16 protein-coding genes and 1 pseudogene are annotated in these 16596 nt (G+C 73.3%); 10 read left to right on the top strand and 7 right to left on the bottom strand.

The annotated features are described in order from the left end of the window. Positions 1-358 precede the first annotated feature (358 nt). Both AC51EU_RS03330 and AC51EU_RS03325 read left to right on the top strand, forming a co-directional pair. Positions 359-2350, top strand: a complete 1992-nt coding sequence (locus AC51EU_RS03330) for an ATP-binding cassette domain-containing protein (protein WP_496265090.1) — start codon at positions 359-361, stop codon at positions 2348-2350. A 234-nt stretch (positions 2351-2584) separates the two neighbouring features. Further along, a complete protein-coding gene (locus AC51EU_RS03325; protein WP_496265089.1) occupies positions 2585-3322 on the top strand; it encodes a class I SAM-dependent methyltransferase in 738 nt (245 codons plus the stop codon). Between the two features lie 53 nt (positions 3323-3375). Here AC51EU_RS03325 and AC51EU_RS03320 read toward each other — a convergent pair whose 3' ends face one another. Beyond that, a complete protein-coding gene (locus AC51EU_RS03320; protein WP_496265088.1) occupies positions 3376-4002 on the bottom strand; it encodes a LysE/ArgO family amino acid transporter in 627 nt (208 codons plus the stop codon). Between the two features lie 70 nt (positions 4003-4072). On the opposite strand from AC51EU_RS03320, the gene AC51EU_RS03315 reads away from it, so the two are divergent. After that, the gene (locus AC51EU_RS03315; RefSeq protein WP_496265087.1) at positions 4073-4978 is read left to right on the top strand and encodes a LysR family transcriptional regulator ArgP; all 906 of its coding nucleotides are present in this window, start codon (positions 4073-4075) and stop codon (positions 4976-4978) included. 85 nt (positions 4979-5063) lie between these two features. On the opposite strand, the gene AC51EU_RS03310 is transcribed toward AC51EU_RS03315, so the two are convergent. Then, positions 5064-5774 (bottom strand): SDR family oxidoreductase, encoded by a 711-nt coding sequence (locus tag AC51EU_RS03310; RefSeq protein ID WP_496265086.1) that lies wholly within the window; start codon positions 5772-5774, stop codon positions 5064-5066. 103 nt (positions 5775-5877) lie between these two features. Further along, positions 5878-6279, bottom strand: a complete 402-nt coding sequence (locus AC51EU_RS03305; RefSeq protein WP_496265085.1) for a VOC family protein — start codon at positions 6277-6279, stop codon at positions 5878-5880. 265 nt (positions 6280-6544) lie between these two features. Between AC51EU_RS03305 and AC51EU_RS03300 the strand changes: the two genes are divergently transcribed. Next, positions 6545-7837 carry a flavin monoamine oxidase family protein gene (locus AC51EU_RS03300; protein ID WP_496265084.1) on the top strand — a complete coding sequence of 431 codons (1293 nt, stop codon included), beginning with the start codon at positions 6545-6547 and terminating at the stop codon, positions 7835-7837. An 85-nt stretch (positions 7838-7922) separates the two neighbouring features. Here AC51EU_RS03300 and AC51EU_RS03295 read toward each other — a convergent pair whose 3' ends face one another. Continuing rightward, positions 7923-8570: a TetR/AcrR family transcriptional regulator gene (locus tag AC51EU_RS03295; RefSeq protein ID WP_496265083.1), complete on the bottom strand. Its 648-nt coding sequence runs from the start codon at positions 8568-8570 to the stop codon at positions 7923-7925. A 132-nt stretch (positions 8571-8702) separates the two neighbouring features. Between AC51EU_RS03295 and AC51EU_RS03290 the strand changes: the two genes are divergently transcribed. Continuing rightward, complete coding sequence (locus tag AC51EU_RS03290; RefSeq protein ID WP_496265082.1) at positions 8703-9533, top strand: phytanoyl-CoA dioxygenase family protein; 831 nt, start codon at positions 8703-8705, stop codon at positions 9531-9533. 11 nt (positions 9534-9544) lie between these two features. Then, positions 9545-9964: a RidA family protein gene (locus AC51EU_RS03285; RefSeq protein ID WP_496265081.1), complete on the top strand. Its 420-nt coding sequence runs from the start codon at positions 9545-9547 to the stop codon at positions 9962-9964. A gap of 91 nt (positions 9965-10055) precedes the next feature. Here AC51EU_RS03285 and AC51EU_RS03280 read toward each other — a convergent pair whose 3' ends face one another. Further along, a complete protein-coding gene (locus AC51EU_RS03280) occupies positions 10056-10667 on the bottom strand; it encodes a phosphatase PAP2 family protein (RefSeq protein WP_496265080.1) in 612 nt (203 codons plus the stop codon). Beyond that, on the bottom strand, positions 10660-12003 hold the full coding sequence (locus AC51EU_RS03275) for a diacylglycerol/lipid kinase family protein (protein ID WP_496265079.1): 1344 nt from the start codon (positions 12001-12003) through the stop codon (positions 10660-10662). The genes AC51EU_RS03280 and AC51EU_RS03275 overlap by 8 nt, the downstream gene beginning before the upstream one ends. A gap of 229 nt (positions 12004-12232) precedes the next feature. On the opposite strand from AC51EU_RS03275, the gene AC51EU_RS03270 reads away from it, so the two are divergent. From AC51EU_RS03270 to AC51EU_RS03260, 3 genes and pseudogenes are all read left to right on the top strand, one after another. After that, positions 12233-12838, top strand: coding sequence for a LysE family translocator (locus AC51EU_RS03270; RefSeq protein ID WP_496265078.1), 606 nt, complete (start codon positions 12233-12235; stop codon positions 12836-12838). Between the two features lie 130 nt (positions 12839-12968). Then, complete coding sequence (pdxR, locus tag AC51EU_RS03265) at positions 12969-14474, top strand: MocR-like pyridoxine biosynthesis transcription factor PdxR (protein WP_496265077.1); 1506 nt, start codon at positions 12969-12971, stop codon at positions 14472-14474. A gap of 81 nt (positions 14475-14555) precedes the next feature. Further along, positions 14556-15316, top strand: a pseudogene (locus AC51EU_RS03260) (class I SAM-dependent methyltransferase). Between the two features lie 27 nt (positions 15317-15343). On the opposite strand, the gene AC51EU_RS03255 reads toward AC51EU_RS03260, so the two are convergent. Then, entirely contained in the window at positions 15344-15976 is a 633-nt protein-coding gene (locus tag AC51EU_RS03255; protein WP_496265076.1) for a cysteine hydrolase family protein, read from the bottom strand. Between the two features lie 146 nt (positions 15977-16122). On the opposite strand from AC51EU_RS03255, the gene AC51EU_RS03250 reads away from it, so the two are divergent. Then, positions 16123-16587 (top strand): pyridoxamine 5'-phosphate oxidase family protein, encoded by a 465-nt coding sequence (locus AC51EU_RS03250; protein WP_496265075.1) that lies wholly within the window; start codon positions 16123-16125, stop codon positions 16585-16587. Positions 16588-16596: the final 9 nt, after the last annotated feature.

Below are 16596 nucleotides of genomic sequence, written 5' to 3'. Positions count from 1 at the left end.
CGGAGCGGGCCACCGGAGCGGGCCACCGGAGCGGGGTGCGCCGCCGCAGGCGGGCGCACCCCGCCGTCCTGGTGCGCCCGGCCCCGGCCTCCGCACTCCCCTGGCCAGCACTCCGGGCGGCGTTACGTGGAGGGCCGGGAGCTCGTTCCTAGGTCACCAGTTCCGTTGAACACTCGCTGGAGGGCCTCATGGTTCCTGTCCTGGTTGCCGCGTGCGCGTCCGTCATATTCTGTCTCCCGCCCGCCGTCCTTCTCCGCCGTCCCGCCGGACGCTTCCGCCCGCTCCCCATGCGGCGGCTCGCGGGAGGCGGCGTCGCCGGCCCCGTGGCGTGTGCCGGGGCGATCACCGGGTGGCGCGGATGACGCGGTCGGAGTCGGACTGGGGAGGGGTTTCGGCCGCCGAGCAGGAGCTGTTCGGCGGCCGGCTGCGCTGGGACCAGTCGTACATCGAGCACGAGGACGCGGTGGCGCGGGTGGGATTCGGCCAGATGGCCTCCGCCCTGCCGCGGACGGTCGCGGTCGTTCTGCGCGCCGGTTGGGCCGCTGACCGGCGTGCGCTGGCCGGGCTGGTCGTGTCGCAGGTCGGTCAGGGGGTGACGGCGGCGTCCGGGCTCGTGGCGGTCAACGGCGTGCTCACGCAGTTGTTCGCCGACGGCCCCACGGCGGACAAGCTGCGGCAGTCGCTGCCGGCCCTGTTCGTGCTGGCGGTGGTGTCGGTGGGGTCGGCGCTGCTGTCGGCGTGGTCGACGGCGATGTCCGGTCGGCTCGAACCCCAGGTGGAACGGACGATCTCGCTGCGGTACTACCGTGCGGTCGCGCGGGTGGAGATGGCGGCGACCGAGCGCCCCGAGATCCAGCGGCACCTGGAATCCGGGAAGTTCGGTACGGATTCGGCACGGCGCATGCTGGGGCTGTCGGTCGGGGTCGCCAATGTGCTGATCAGCATGGTGGCTTCGGCGGTCGTGCTGGCGTCGCTGCACTGGGCACTGTTGCCGATGCTGCTGGCGATCGCTCTGCCCAAGGGGTGGGGGGCGGTTCGTTCGGCACGTCGCGAGTACATCTCGCGGCGGCACTGGATCGACCACCGGCGAGCGGTGGCGACCCTCCTGCAGTACCTGACGATGCCGCACGCCGCGGCCGAGATCCGCGCGCACGCGGCCGGGGATCTGCTGCTGCGCGGGTACGGGGAGATGTCGGGGCTCATGGAGGACGAGCAGCGGCGTCTGGCCAGGGCCCAGGCGCACACCGACCTGGTGGCGGGCGCGTTCTCCGGTCTGGCGTCCCTGGGCTGCTACGCGATGCTGTGGTGGCTGCTGACCGGCGGAGGGCTTCCGCTGGCGGTCGGGGGTACCGCGGTGGTCGCCATCCGCAACTCGACCGCACGGCTCACCTCGCTGGTGCAGCAGGTCAACCGCATGTACGAGGAGATGCTGCGGCTGCGCGACACCGAGGAGGCCACGCAGCTGGCGGGCGAGCACGCCATCCCCCGGACGGGGGCCGACCTGCCGTCCGGGTTCCGGGCGATCAGCCTCCAGCACGTCTCCTTCACGTACCCGGGCGCCCGGACGCCGTCATTGGACGATGTGGACGTGTGCGTGCGCCGTGGCGAGGTGACCGCGCTGGTCGGTGCGAACGGTTCGGGCAAGACCACACTGAGCAAGATCCTCGCCGGTCTCCTGCTGCCCACCAGCGGCTCGGTGTGGTGGGAAGGGTCCGACGGCCGGCGGGTCGAGGTGCGGGAGGCCGACCGCGGCCAGGTCTTCCGGTCGGTCGGGCTGCTCTCGCAGGACTACCCCCGGTGGCAGATGACGGCAGCCGCCAACGTCGCCATCGGGGCCGGGGACCGCCCCCGGGACACGGCCCAGGTCCGGGCCGCCGCCCGGGCCGCCGACGTACACGCCCTGGTCGACGACCTGCCGCACGGCTGGAACTCCATCGTCCAGAAGGGGTACGAACGGGGTGTGCAGTTGTCCGGCGGACAGTGGCAGAAACTCGCCACCGCACGCACCCTCTACAGGACAGCCCCCGTCCTCCTGGTCGACGAACCCACCTCGGCCCTCGACCCGCATGCCGAGATCGAGGCGTTCGAACGGTTGCGCACCCTGGCCGACGAAGGCCACGCCGTTGTCCTGATCACGCACCGGCTGGCCGCCACCTCCTCGGCCGACCACATCTACGTCCTCGACCACGGGCGTGTCGCGGAGCACGGCACCCACGAGCAGCTCATGACGTCCGACGGCTTGTACCGCACGATGTTCCAGGCCCAGGCCGCGCAGTACGGAATCACGCCGACACGCAACATCCCCTCACCACGGCGGCACTCCGAGTCACAGCGGCACGAGAAACACTGACCGCCGGCGACACCGGGTCACCCGGCACGTACCGGTCCGGGCGGGACCGTCCGACCGGACCGGTACGTGCCTGGCTCCGCCACGGCCGACCGGCCTTGGGCACGAGCGGCTGCTCCGGCAGGAACTCCCCGTCGTCACGTCTCCCCTCCCGGCAGGAAACCCGCAGGACGGAAGCAACGCGTCGTATGCACTACCGCACGAATGCCTGCGAAGCGCATCGGAAAAGATTCGCGCATGGAAGACAAAGACCAGTTCGATGCTCTCGGGGCGATGTACGAGGAGATGTTCCTCCTGCCCTGGAGAAGAGACCTGGAGTCGTTCAGCGTGTTCGCCTCGTCGGGGAGTGCTGCCGGGAAGAACGTCCTGGACATCGGGTGCGGGACGGGACTGTACAGCCGGGAGTTCAAGCGGCGTGGTGCGGCGCGGGTGGTGGGTTATGACATCTCGTCCGGCATGCTCGAACTCGCCCGGCGGGCCGAGCGGGCCGAGCCGCTGGGCATTGAGTACACCGAGCAGGCCGGCGTCATCGGCGACGGTGTCTTCGATGTCGCTCTGGCCGTGTACGTCCTGCCGTACGCGGAGGACTACGACACGCTGGTTCGCCTGTGCACGCTGGCCGCGCGGGCCCTTCGCCAAGGCGGCCGGTTCGTCGCCCTGCCGGTGAATCCCGACTTCCGTGGAGAGCGCGCCTACTACGAGCGTTATGGCCTGCGTCTGTCCGAGGCGGAGCCGCGACGCGACGCCTCGCGGGTGACCTTCGAACTGTGCTTCGGCCGCTACGACGAACGCATCACCGCACGGTACTGGAGCCGCGCCACGCTGGAACGGGCTCTGCGGGAGGCCGGCTTCGGCTCGATCCGCTGGCCCGCCCTGCGGGTTTCCGGGGAAGGAATGGCCCGCCATGGCGAAGACTTCTGGCGGCCCTACCTCGCCTGCCCCCATGCGGCGCTCATCACCTGCACCAAAGCCTGACGATCCCCACGGCACCGGCATGGCGCAACGTGCCGCTTCCGCCGGCGCATGGGTCACAGGGTGCGGATCAGCAGCATCACGCCCATCACGAGCATGGTGGCGGCGACGAGGGTGTCCAGTACGCGCCAGGCGGCGGGGCGGGAGAGGATGCCGCCCAGGAGGCGGGCGCCGTAGGCGAGGGCGGCGAACCAGGTCACGCTGGCCAGCATCGCGCCCAGGCCGAAGATCCAGCGCAGCGGGCCGCGGTCGGACGCGACGGAGCCGAGGAGCAGCACGGTGTCCAGGTAGACGTGCGGGTTGAGCCAGGTCAGGGCCAGACAGGTGAGCACCGCGGTGCGCACGGACCCCGCCGTGGCGCCCGCCGTCGTCAGGCCCGCTCCGGCGGCGGGGCGCAGTGCGCGGCGGGCGGCCAGGATGCCGTAGGTGATCAGGAAGCCGCCGCCGGCCAGGCCGACCACGGTCAGGGCGAAGGGCCACGCGGTGACCACCGCACCGAGCCCGGCCACGCCGAGGGCGATGAGGACCGCGTCCGAGGCGGCGCATATGCCGACCACCGCGAGGACGGCCTGCCGGTGCACGCCCTGGCGCAGCACGAACGCGTTCTGCGCTCCGATGGCCACGATGAGGGAAAGGCCGGTGCCGAATCCGGCGAGGGCCGCCGGGAGGATGCCGCTGTTCATGGCTCCCGACGCTACGGATCACCGCTCCTTCAGTACAGCTAAGATTTCTTACATAACATTAGCGTTCGTGATGAAAGAGCTTCCTCTCGACCACGTCCGCACGCTGCTCGCCGTCGTCGACGAGGGCACCTTCGACGCCGCCGCCGCGGCACTGCATGTGACGCCCTCCGCGGTGAGCCAGCGGGTCAAGGCGCTGGAGCAGCGCACCGGGCGGGTACTGCTGATGCGCACGAAACCGGTCCGGCCGACGGAGTCCGGGCAGGTGGTGGTGCGGTTCGCCCGGCAGCTGGCCGCGTTGCAGGGCACCGCGCTGACGGAGCTGGGTGCCGCCGAGGGTCCGGGGCCGGCCCGGCTGCCGATCGCGGTGAACGCGGATTCCCTGGCCACTTGGTTCCTGCCGGCGCTGACGCGGATGCCGCCGGAGCCCCCGGTCTGCTTCGAGCTGTACCGCGAGGACGAGGCGCACACCGCGGCGCTGCTGCGTGAGGGGCAGGTGATGGCGGCGGTGACGTCGTCGGCGGAGCCGGTGGCGGGCTGTACGGTGCGCCCGCTGGGCCTGGCCCGGTACCTGCCCGTCGCAAGCCCCCGCTTCGTGGCGCGCCACCTCGCGTCGGAGCCCCTGGAGAACTGTCTGCCCGGCGCGCCCGTGATCGTCTTTGATCGCCGCGACACGCTTCAGGACCGGTTCGTACAGTCTCTGGTGCCCGGCGCGCCCGGTGCCGGACGCCTCCGCCACCATGTGCCGACCTCGGAGGGCTACTGCGACGCGGTGGCCGCGGGTCTGGGCTGGGGCCTGGTGCCGGAGCCGCAGGCGCGACCGCTGCTCGACGCGGGCGTCCTGACGGAGCTGGCGCCGGGCCGGCGGACGGACGTCCCGCTCTACTGGCAGCAGTGGAAGCTGGATGTGCCGCCCCTGGCGCGTGCGGCGGAGGCGGTCGCCGCCGTGGCGGCCGAGTCCCTGCATCCCCAGGAGTGACAGCATTCCCAGGGATGACGCGGCCGTGGGGCCCCGCGCTCGGCGCCCGCCCGTGAGCGCCGGCGCGAAGGATGCCGTGACGTGTTCAGCGTCCGCCGAGGCTGCTGCCGCCGTCGACGTCCAGGACATGGCCGGTGATGAATCCGGCGTCGTCGGAGAGCAGGAACGCGACGGCCGCGGCGACGTCGTCGGGGGTGCCGAGGCGGCCCAGGGGGATCGAGGCGATGGCCCGGCGCTCGGCCTCGCTGCCGGCGGGCCGCGTACGGCGGAACAGTTCGGTCGCGGTGGGGCCGGGGGACACCGCGTTGGAGGTGATGCCGTCCGGGGCGAGTTCCAGCGCCCAGGAACGGGTGCAACCCACGAGCGCGCTCTTGGCCGCCGCGTAGGACGTACGGTCCCTGGCTCCGTGGGTCGCACGGGAGGTGATGTTGACGATCCGGCCGAACCGTGCGGCGCGCATGCCCGGCAGCAGGGCCTGGACGATCTGTACCGAGGCCCGCAGGTTCAGGTCCACCACCTGCCGCAAGGTCGCCAGGTCGAGGTCCTGGATCGGCTGGGGCCGCGCGATACCGGCGTTGTTGACGACGCGGCAGATCGCGCGCTCCCGGAGAGCCTCCTCCAACATGCGGGCGGTGTCCGACACATCGGAGAGATCGCACCGCAGGAACCTGCCGGGGAACTCCCCGTCGGGCGCGCTCCGCGCCACGCCGATCACCCCGTACCCCGCCTTCGCGAGCCGATGGGAGATCGCCAGCCCGATGCCCTTGCTTGCGCCGGTGACCAGTACGTCCTTCATGCCGCTCCTCCGTTCTCCGTGACTCGTCCCGCCGTCGCGCACGCCGTTGGCGAGGCGCCGGACCACGGCGGGAGGCCCGCGCCGATGCCGCTGTGCGGCACGCTCAGTAGGACTGGAGTTCCACCAGCGCGCCGTCCGGCGTCCTGACGTGCGCGGTGCGCAGGTTGGGGCCCCATGCGGGGCGTTCCTGGGGTGCGGCGAGCACCGTGGCGCCGTGTCCGCTCAGGCAACGTGTCGCCTTGTCGACGTCGTCGACCCGCAGGACGAGCATCGCGGCGTCCTGGGCGGGCGCTGACGGCAGGTTGCCGGTACCGATGACCTGGGCGACGGCCTCGCTTCGGAACAGTACGAGAACGGCCTCACCGTCCAGGTCCCAGTTGGCGTAGCCGGCGGCGGCGATGACCTTGACGGGCTCGATACCCAGCAGATCGCGGAGCACCCCGGACCAGAAGCGCACCGCGGTGTCGAAGTCCTCGACGAGCAGTCGGGGGTACAGGGCGTCCATGACGGGTGATCGTATCCGCCCGCGCCCTTCCCGCCGCGGGCGGGTTGTCAACTCCCCGTCCTGGAGGGCAGTTTCACGTGGCGATTGCGCCGTACCGCTCTCGTTCCGAGGGGGCGCGGCACCCCTCCTCCCGCACCCGGGGCCCGGACGGAGAACCCCGGACCGGCCGCCTGCCCAATTTCCCATAACAGTCGTTGCGGCAATTCTGCGGACTCAGTACGGTGCCGCCCACCATCCGGTACTCATGACGGGACCTCGTGACGACATGTATGACGTTGTGGTGGTCGGCGGCGGCTTCGCCGGCATGACCGCGGCCCGGGACCTCAGCATCGAGGGGCACTCCGTGGTGCTGCTCGAAGCGCGTGACAGGGGCGGGGGCCGGACCTTCCTCGGGGAGGCGTTCGGCCGCACGGTGGAGTTCGGCGGCGGATATGTGCACTGGACCCAGCCGCACGTCTGGCACGAACTCCAGCGCTACGGCATCGGCCTGGCCACGCCGTTGGGCACGCAGAAGGTCCACTGGCTCGCCGACGGCACGGTGCGCTCCGGGACGCCGGACGAGTACGCCGCCGTCAGTGGTCCGCCGGTCGCCCGGTGCCTGGCGGACGCGCGGGCGCGGTTTCCGCTGCCGTCCGACCTCGCGGCCGGTGACACCGGTGCGATCGAGCGGGAGACGCTCGGGGACCGGCTCGACTCGCTGGGCCTCTCCGCGTACGAGCGGGACGTGCTCGGCGGTGCGCTGTCGTCGCTCGTCCACCGCGAGGGCGAGCAGGGCGTCGCGCAGTTCCTCTTCTGGGCCGCGCTGACCTTCGGCAGCTGGGAGGCGTTCATCGAGACCGCCGGCACCTGGCCGATCGCGGGCGGGACCCGGCGGCTGCTCGACGCGATCGCGGCCGAGTCAAGGGCCGAACTCCGTCTGTCCACCCCGGTGACGGCGATCGAGGACTACGCGGCCGGGGTCGTCGTCACCACCCTCGGGGGCGAGCGCGTGCGCGCACGGCACGCCGTCGTCGCGCTCCCCCTCAACGCCCTGGGCGAGGTGGCCTTCACACCGCCGCTCGCGGAGCCGGTGCGCACCGTGATCGAGCAGAAGCAGCCGATGCGGACGGCCAAGATCTGGGCGCGGGTGAGGGGCGAGATCGAGCCCTTCACCGCCATGGCCCCGGCCGGCAAGCACCCGGTCAACACCGCGAGGACGGAATACCGCCACGACGGTGACACCCTCGTCGTGTGCTTCTGCTCCGACGCCGCAGCGATCGACGGCGGTGACCGTGAGGCCGTGCAGCGCGCCCTGCGTCTGTTCGTCCCCGGCCTCGAAGTCGTCGGCACCGCCTGCCATGACTGGGTGTCCGACCCGTTCTCGCAGGGCACCTGGGCACACCACCGGCCGGGCAACCTGACCGGGGCCGTGCCCCGGATGCGCGAGCCGCACGGCCGGGTCCGCTTCGCCGGCGGTGACATCGCGGCGGTCGGCGTCGGCGGCATCGACGGCGCCGTCGAGTCCGGCGCCAGGGCGGCCCGGGACATCGTCCGCGCGCTGGACGGCGGCTGCGACTGATCACACCCGGCCGGCAACGGTCGCGGCGCCGCCGTACGCCGGCCGGGAACGCCCGGGATCGCTGACGGGTGAGACCTGCCGGGCCTCAGGCACCGCTCCCGCCGCGGGCGCCCGCTGCGGGAGCGATCAGGGCGACGGCGGCGTCGGCGAGGGCCCGTACCCGGCTCGGGGTGAATCTCTCGGGTTCGAAGGGGGACATCGTCATCCAGCCGTCGCCGAGGGCGCTGAGCTGGTCGGCGAGCAGGTCGGCGGGGATGTCGTCACGGATGGTGCCCCGCGCCTGCCCGGTCGCGAGGATCGAGGTGTACGTGTCGCGGTAGTGGGCGTAGCGCCGTTCGATGAGGGCCGCCAGGGCCGGTTCGTAGCGTGCGTGGGCGAGCAGTTGGTACATGACGGGCCAGAACTCGGGGTCGCCGGTGGCCAGCGTCAGCCACCGTTCGAAGAGTCCCTTGATGTCGGTTCCTGCCCGGCTGTCCTCCAGCATCGCGTCGTACTCGTCGAACCGGCTCCCGGCCAGCGCCAGGACCAGTTCCTCCTTGTTCGCGAAGTAGTACGTCACCGCTCCGGTCGTGTACCCGGCGCGTTGGGCGACCTTGCGCAGTGACGCGTTGGCGTAGCCCTCCTGCGCGATCACCGTCGCGGCCGCCTTCAGCAACGCCGCGCGCTTCGCCGTGTGGTCACCGACCGGGCGGCCACGCCGCACGACCGGCTCGGTTCCGGTACCGCCACTCACTCGTCCGCCCTCCTCTTCGCTCTCTCCTTGATTCTGCTCGATTCTGCCGCATCTTTTTCGTGACAGTCGTTGTGTTAATTGTCGGCGCCCCCTACCGTTCTTCCCGTGCCCGACGCGAAGGAGGGACCACCGATGAACGAGTCAGTACGGGAAGCGTTCCGGAACGACGGCGCCGTCCTCATCGAGGACTGCCTCGACGCAGCGCAGTCGGCCCGGTGCCGCGAGGCGTTCGACTGGGCCGTCGCGCACCACGGACCGAACGCCTTCCGCACCTTCGACGGAACCGAGCAGCAGTCGCACGTCGACAACGCCAACCCCCGCGCCAAGGCCCGGCTGGACGCACTCGTCGCGTCACTGCCGTTCGGCCGGCTGTTCGCCGAGCTGTGGGGCTCGGAGCACGTCTGGTACTTCGCCGAGGAAGTGTTCCTCAAGTCCGGCGGACGGGGCGCGCGAAGCGCCTGGCACCAGGACACCGCGTATCTGCCCTGGGCCGGCGAGCACCTGGGCAACGCGTGGATCAGCTTCCAGCCGCTCCCCCGGCGCGACTCGCTGGAGATCGTCCGTGGTTCCCACCGCGGCGTCCAGTACGACGGCAGCACCTTCGCCAACCCCGACGATCCGACCGAGCCCCTCCACGGCGGCGGCGTCCTGCCCCGCCTGCCGGACATCGACGCCGACCGCGCGCGCGACCCCGGCGCCCATGACGTGATCGCGTGGGCGACCAGGCCCGGCGATGTCGTCGTGCTCCACCCCCGCTCGCTGCACGGCGGCGCCGGCGTCGACGCCGGCTGCCCGGAACGCCACACGCTGGTCCTCCGCTTCTTCGGCGACGACGCGACGTTCCGCCCCCTCCCGGACGTGAACAAGCACTTCGCCCGCAACGGCGTTCTCTTCGTCGAGGAGATGGCGAAGCTGAACCCCGGCGACCCGTTCCGCTCCCCCCTGTTCCGCCAACTCCTGTGACCGGAGCCGCGATGAGTTCCCACGACACGAAGCGCCGATCGATCAACCCGCCGCCCACCAAGGCGATGTACGACAGGCTGCACTTCTCGCAGGCCACCCGCGTCGGTGACCTGATCTGGGTCTCGGGCCAGGTGGGCGTCGACGCGGCCACCCTGCGACCCGCCGTCGGCATGGAGGCCCAGGCCCGGCTCGCGTTCGAGGGCGTCAGGACCGTCCTCGAAGCGGCGGGCGCGTGCCTGGCCGACATCGTCGAACTGACCACGTTCCACACCGATCTCCGGGGCGGCACGGAGGAGTTCAGCCGCGTCAAGGACGCCTGCCTCCCCGACCGCTACCCGTCATGGACCGCGGTCGGAGTGACCCAGCTGGCCCTGCCCGAGCTGCTGGTCGAGATCCGCGCCGTCGCCGCGGCCGGCAGCGGCGGCGGCTGAACCAGCCACCCGCCGGCCGGACGGCACCGGGGCGTGCGCGCCGTGACGTCACCACCACCTCGGTCACGCCCTCCCACCCCGCGCGGGCCCCTCAGGCCCCGGGCCCGCGCGGGGGCAGCGGGACGTGCACGACGGCCAGGGACACCGCCGCGGCCGCGAAGCCAAGCACCGCCCCGGCCGCCACATCCCCCGGGTAGTGCACGCCCGTGTGGACGCGGGAGTAGCCGACGGCGGCCGCCAGCGCGCCCAGCGGCACCGCCGCCACGGGGAACACGACGCCCACGGCGGTGGCGAACGCGGTCGCCGACGCCGTGTGGCCGGACGGGAAGGACGCCGATCGCGGCATCGGTACGTGCCGGGCCACGACGACCCGGGCCTGTTCCCGGTCGGGCCGCCGCCGGTGGACCATCCGCTTGCCGAACAGGTTCGCCGCCGCCGAGGCCAGCGCGGCCGCCCCGATCCCGGCCAGCGCCGCGCGGCGGGGGCGGCCCGGCCGCAGCGCGAGGCCCGCCGCGACGGCGAGCGAGAGCTTGGAGTGGTCGGCCGCGTGCGACAGCCTCCGCAGCGCCCGGTCCAGTGTGGGCGTGGGGGTGGCGGCCACGGCCGCGTACATCGCCCCGTCGATCGCGTGGAGATCCCTGAGCACGGCCGGTACGGAGGAGCGGGCCGCGTCGGCGGGCGGGACGGCGTTCCGGTCAGACACGGCTCTGCTCCTTCGAGGTGCGCCGGCCGAGGGCGAGATCGACGAGGCGCCGCCAGTCCACGGGCGGCGCGGGAGCCAGGACGCCGGGACGGTCGCGCGGCACCAGGACACGCAGCGCGCCCGGCCGCAGCGTGCACACGACCGGGGTGGGCATGCGCAGGGCCTCGCCGTCCACCGCCACCGGGATCTCGTCCGCGTCGGAGGTCACCTCGACCCGGTGCGCGGTCAGGACGGTCAGTCCCGGGGACTGCGCGCCCCGCACGGCCAGGTCGGCGGCCTGCGCCGCGTCCTCCACCCGGACGCCCAGCACCCCCAGTTCACCGCCGTCGAGCCGGGGCCTGCGGCCGCCGCCGATGAGGTCGTCGGGAGAGCCGTACGGGTTGTTGCTGACCAGCAGTGCCTGCTGGGACGAGAGCACGGTGGCGTCCGCGCGCGCGTCGAGCCGCCGTACGCCCTCGCCGACCAGCAGGTCCGGCATGAGGTTCAGTGCGGTGCCCGCCTTGTCGTCGCGGTACTCGGGGCGCTGTACGACGTCCGCGTACACCCCGAAGGAGACCGTGTTGACGAAGGCCCGGCCCGCGACGTCACCGAGGTCGACGCGGAGTTCCTCACCGTCCGTCAGGGCGTCGAGGCAGCGGGCCGGGTCGGAGCGGTCGAGGCCGAGGTCCATGGCGAAGTGGTTGCGGGTGCCGGCGGAGACCACCAGGAACGGCAGGCCGTGCTCGGCGGCGACGGCCGCGACCAGCGCCTGGGTGCCGTCGCCGCCCGCGACACCGAGCAGGTCCGCGCCCTCGGCGACCGCCCGGCGGGCCAGCGCGGCGACATCGGCCGGGGCGGACGGGTCGAGCAGGACCACCCGCGCGCCGAGTTCCTCCGCCCGCTCGGCCAGCCCGAAGCGGCCGACCTTCCCGCCCCCGGACCGCGGGTTCATGACGAGGAACGGCCGCCTCGGCGGGGCCGCGGTGACGGCCCGCGGCCGCGGAGGGTCCGACACGCGCAGCGCCGCCTGGGCACAGGCCAGCGTCACCACCCAGCACAGGATCAGCACCAGTGCCGTCAGCCACAGGCCGCCGTACGCGAAGAACACCAGGACCGCGACGGGCGCGACGACCGCGACGAACGCCCCGAAAAGCCGCACCACCCCACGGTGCGCCAGGAACCACCACACACCGGCGGCGCAGACGACCAGCCCGAGGAACCCCGCCCCGAGGATCAGCAGCCCGCCCTCCCCCAACGCGAGCACCAGCACGACCACCGCGCCGACCGCCGCCAGCACGGCCACCCGCGCGAGCACCCGCCCGGCCACGCCCCCGTCGGAGCCCGCCGTCCGCCCCATGCCGTGCTCCGCCTCTCGCCTGGTCCGGGGCACCATCCTGGCCGCTCCCGGAGGAGGGGGCATCCGTACGGGGCCGTGCGGGTGAGGGCACCGGCCTCCGGAGCGGCAGCCCTCCCCCACGCGGAACGCCGGGCCGTTGTGGTCCGGTGCGTCCCGCTCCCTTTGGCTCTGTGCGCCGGGCCAAGGGCGCGGCAGCGTGGGAGGCCCCTGAATCCCGCGGAGGTCTCTCTTGAGCACGGCGTTCCTGCTGACCACTCTCGTCATGGTGGTCACTCCCGGCACCGGCGTGGTGTACACCCTCGCCGCCGGGCTGTCCCACGGCCGGAGGGCGAGCGTCGTCGCCGCGTTCGGCTGCACGCTCGGCATCGTCCCCCACCTCGCGGCGACGGTCACCGGGCTCGCCGCGCTGCTGCACACCAGCGCCGTCGCGTACGAGGTGCTGCGCTATCTCGGGGTGGGCTATCTGCTGTACATGGCATGGGCGACGCTGCGCGGCAAGGACGCGCTGACGGTCGAGGGCGGGGGCGGGCCGCGGCCGGCGGCCCGTGTGATCGGCTCGGCGGTGCTGCTCAATTTGCTCAACCCGAAGCTCACGATGTTCTTCGTGGCGTTCCTGCCGCAGTTCGTCCCTTCCGGCACCTCCGGCTCGCTGGGCGCGATGCTCCGCCTCAGCGCGGTCTTCATGGGGCTGACCTTCGTGGTCTTCTCCGCGTACGGGATGTGCGCCGCCGCCCTGCGCGACCGGGTGCTGGCCCGGCCCGGGGTGATGACCGGGCTCCGCCGGGTGTTCGCGGTGTGCTTCGTGGGGCTGAGCGTGCGGCTGGCGGTGGGGTGAGGGTGCGTTTCCGTCATGCCCTTCACGGGGATGCCGTGCGGTCCGCCGTGATCGTGCCGTACGCCACCGGCGTGGCCCGCGCCCCGGGGCCCGCCTCCACCGTCCGGGAGCCCGAGCGGCACCTGGCAGCATGAGCACGGTGAACCGGACGGAGGTAACGGTGGACGGTGCTCCCGTGGCGGCACCGTCCCATGGCTCCGACTTCCTCCAGCTCGATGTCGGCGACGCGCCCGTGGGTGGCAAGGCGGAGTGGCTGGTGGGGCGGTTGCGGCAGGCGATGGCCGACGGGCGGCTGGTGGTGGGCAGCAGGCTGCCGCCCACCCGGGTGCTCGCCGCCGAACTGCGCGTCTCCCGAGGAGTGGTGACCGAGGCGTACCGGCGGCTCGCCGAGGAGGGACATCTCCAGGGGCGCCGCCGTGGTGGCACGGTGGTCGTCACGGCGCCTCCGGGGCCGTCCCGTGACCCGGTCCCGGTTCCCGGTGACCGGGCCGCGCCCGGGGCGCTGTTCGCGGGCGAGCCCGGCCCCGGTGTGTTCGACGCGCTGCGCTCCGCGCCCGCCCGCTTCGACCTCACGCCTGGCCGGCCCGATCTCACCGCGTTCCCCCGCACGGCCTGGCTGCGCGCCGAACGGGCCGTACTCGCCGAAGGGTCCGCCGACAGCCTCGGCTACGGCGACCCACGGGGCGACCCACGGCTGCGCCGCGCCGTCGCCGACTGGCTGGGGCGCACCCGGGGCGTCCGGGCCGGACCGGACGAGGTGCTGATCGTCTCCGGTATCGCGCAGGCCCTCACCCTGCTGCACCCCGTCCTGCGGGCGGACGGCGTCCACGACGTCGCGGTGGAGGACCCCGGCTCGCTCGGGGCCCGCCAGCATCTGCGCGGCGACGGCCTCGCCACCCCGCCGGTGCCGGTCGACGACGACGGGATACGGGTCGGTGCGCTGCGCGCCACCGGCGCCCGCGCGGTGCTGCTCACACCGGCGCACCAGTTCCCGACCGGCGTGGTGACGAGCGGCGAGCGCCGCCGCGAGCTGCTGCGCTGGGCCGAGGACGGCGGACTGATCGTGGAGGACGACTACGACGCGGAGCACCGCTACGACCGCCCTCCGGTGCCCGCGCTCCGCGCGCTGCTCCCCGACCGGGTGTGCTACCTCGGCAGTGTGTCCAAGCTGCTGGCGCCGGCGCTGCGGATCGGCTGGGTGGTGGCCCCGCCCCGCCACCGTGAGGCGCTGACGGACGCGAAGCGCTTCTCCGACCTGGGCAACGCCGTACTGCCCCAGCTGGTGCTCGCCCGTCTGATGGAGTCCGGTGCCCTGGAGCGGCATCTGCGGTTGCTGCGCGGCCGCCACCGGCGCCGCCGCGACGCGATGATCGACGCCCTCGCCGCGCACCTGCCGGGCGCGGTCGTGCACGGCGCAGCGGCCGGACTGCACCTCACCGTCACCTACGCGCCCGACGTCCCCGACACGGCCCTCGCGGCCGCCGCGCTCACCCGGGGCGTGAAGTGCCACCCCCTGTCCTGGCACCGGCAGCTCCCCGGCCGCCCCGGCCTCGTCCTCGGGTACGCGGCCACCCCGCCCGGGGTGCTCTCCGAAGGGGTGAAGGTGCTGGGGGAGGCGCTGCGCGCGCTGTCCTGAGGGAGGTGTGGGCGTTGTGGGCCCTCCGGCAGTGTCCGCGTTCCGCTGCCCTGCTCCCGTCCGCCGGTTCAGGATGGGCGGATGACCGCTTCCTCCCGCGCCCGGTCGTTCGACACGGCAGCCGCCCCGTACGCCGCGAACCGGCCCTCCTACCCTGCCGTCCTCCTGGACGCCGTCGAGGAACTCATCGGACGCCCGCTCGCCGGGGCCCGGGTCGCCGATGTGGGAGCGGGGACCGGGATCGCCACCGTCCTGCTGCGCGCACGCGGCGCCGACGTGGTGGCCGTCGAGCCCGGCGCCGGCATGGCGGCCGCGTTCCGCGCCGCGCTTCCCCGTCTGCCGCTCGTCCGGGGTGACGGCGACGCCCTGCCCCTCGCCGACGCGTCCTGCGACCTGATCACGTTTGCCCAGTCCTGGCACTGGACCGACACCGGTCGTTCCGTCCCCGAGGCGCTGCGTGTCCTGCGTCCGGGCGGGGCGCTCGCGGTCTGGTGGAACACCGACGCTGTCGATGTCCCGTGGATCGCCGCGCAGCACACGCGCATCGCACACCACTGCGGCAAGGAACCGTCCCCCAGGACACGCCCCGACGACGAGCGCGCCGTCCGTCTCGCGGGCCTCACCGGTCTCTGCGTCGCGCGCCGGCAGCTCCGCTGGAGCCGTACCGTCCCCTCGGCACCCACCTCGCCAACATCGGCACGCGCTCGGCCCTCCTCGTCCTCGGCGAGGCGGCGACCCGCGCCTTCCTAGCGGAGGAACGCACGCGTCTGCGCGCCCTCTTCCCCGACGGGACGGTGGAGGAGACCTACGTCGTCGACCTCTTGGTGGCCGCCCGTCCCTGAGCGGTCCGCGATGCCGGGCACGGGCCGTCAGCGCCGGCGCCAGCAGGACAGCACGGCGTCCGTGCAGGTCACGGTGGCGACCAGGGCGAGGGTGTGGCGCACCATCGCCGTGGTGTAGTCGGCGGGCACCCCGGCGATGGCGTCCTGGGGGACCACCGCCGTATAGCCGAGGTTGACGGCGTCGAACACGGCGTTGGGCACCGCCACGTTCGCCGACACCCCGGTGACGACGAGCGTCCGGCAGCCGGTGTTGCGGAGCAGGGCGTCCGTCTCCGTACCGGCGATCGGCGACAGGCCGTGCAGGCGGCGGACCACCAGGTCGCTCGCGGAGACGGGCACAGGTTCGGCGATCCGTACGGCCTCGCTGCCGGTGGTCTGGCGCACGGGCAGGCGCTCGGCGGCGCGGAAGAGGCGCGCATTGCGGCTGGCGCCGCGCCCGTCCGGGCGGCGCTCCGCGACGGCGTGCACGACCTGCACTCCGGCGTCGTGGGCCGCCGTGACCAGCCGGGCGACGTGGGCGAGCGCCCCGGAGGAGCGGGCCGCTGCGGCGAGTTCGGGCAGTGCGGAGCGCGGGCCGACCACCCCGCGCTGGCATTCGACGGTGAGCAGCACCGTCGTCCCCGGGTCCAGCAGTGCGGCAAGGCGTGCGTCGGACGGCATGGGCCCCTCCCGTGGCGGTGACGGTCCGGCCGCTTTCCCCGGTGCGCGGCACGCGAAGGTAGCGGCCCTTGCCCGCGAAAGGAAGACCCTCCATTCTTCTCCTGACATTCAGTCAGTTCTTTTTCGGGGCACGGGGAGGCAGGGCGATGGCCGGTACGCAGCGGCGCGGGCGGCGGATCATGATGACGGAGGACGAGCGCGACGCGTTCCTCACCGGGCAGCGCACCTGCCGGGTGGCGACGACGGGCCCGGACGGTGCCCCGCACGTCGGGGCGCTGTGGTTCGTCTGGGACGGAACGGCGCTGTGGCTGTACTCGCTCACCCTGAGCAGGCGCTGGGCCCAGGTCCGGCGGGACCCGCGGATCGCCGTGGTCGTCGACGACGGTCACGCCTACGGGGAGCTGCGCGGCGTCGAACTGTCGGGCCGCGCGGACCTCGTGGGCGAGGCACCGCGCACCGGTCTGTCCTGCCCCGCGCTCGACGTCCCGGAGCGGATGTTCGCCGCGAAGTACTTCGGTCCGGACGCGATGCCGCACGACGGACGGCACGCGTGGCTGCGGCTGGCGCCGGACTCCGTCGTCTCGTGGGACTTCCGGAAGATCCCGGACTGATCGCGGGGA

Source organism: Candidatus Streptomyces philanthi (assembly GCF_059553635.1).
The sequence above is the reverse complement of the archived record's forward strand: the minus strand, read 5'-3'. Positions and strand labels throughout refer to the sequence as shown.

Coding starts and splice junctions, on each gene's coding strand:
- AC51EU_RS03330 (WP_496265090.1), top strand. CDS start 359: ATGACGCGGTCGGAGTCGGACTGGGGAGGGGTTTCGGCCGCCGAGCAG.
- AC51EU_RS03325 (WP_496265089.1), top strand. CDS start 2,585: ATGGAAGACAAAGACCAGTTCGATGCTCTCGGGGCGATGTACGAGGAG.
- AC51EU_RS03320 (WP_496265088.1), bottom strand. CDS start 4,002: ATGAACAGCGGCATCCTCCCGGCGGCCCTCGCCGGATTCGGCACCGGC.
- AC51EU_RS03315 (WP_496265087.1), top strand. CDS start 4,073: ATGAAAGAGCTTCCTCTCGACCACGTCCGCACGCTGCTCGCCGTCGTC.
- AC51EU_RS03310 (WP_496265086.1), bottom strand. CDS start 5,774: ATGAAGGACGTACTGGTCACCGGCGCAAGCAAGGGCATCGGGCTGGCG.
- AC51EU_RS03305 (WP_496265085.1), bottom strand. CDS start 6,279: ATGGACGCCCTGTACCCCCGACTGCTCGTCGAGGACTTCGACACCGCG.
- AC51EU_RS03300 (WP_496265084.1), top strand. CDS start 6,545: ATGTATGACGTTGTGGTGGTCGGCGGCGGCTTCGCCGGCATGACCGCG.
- AC51EU_RS03290 (WP_496265082.1), top strand. CDS start 8,703: ATGAACGAGTCAGTACGGGAAGCGTTCCGGAACGACGGCGCCGTCCTC.
- AC51EU_RS03285 (WP_496265081.1), top strand. CDS start 9,545: ATGAGTTCCCACGACACGAAGCGCCGATCGATCAACCCGCCGCCCACC.
- AC51EU_RS03275 (WP_496265079.1), bottom strand. CDS start 12,003: ATGGGGCGGACGGCGGGCTCCGACGGGGGCGTGGCCGGGCGGGTGCTC.
- pdxR (WP_496265077.1), top strand. CDS start 12,969: ATGAGCACGGTGAACCGGACGGAGGTAACGGTGGACGGTGCTCCCGTG.
- AC51EU_RS03255 (WP_496265076.1), bottom strand. CDS start 15,976: ATGCCGTCCGACGCACGCCTTGCCGCACTGCTGGACCCGGGGACGACG.
- AC51EU_RS03250 (WP_496265075.1), top strand. CDS start 16,123: ATGGCCGGTACGCAGCGGCGCGGGCGGCGGATCATGATGACGGAGGAC.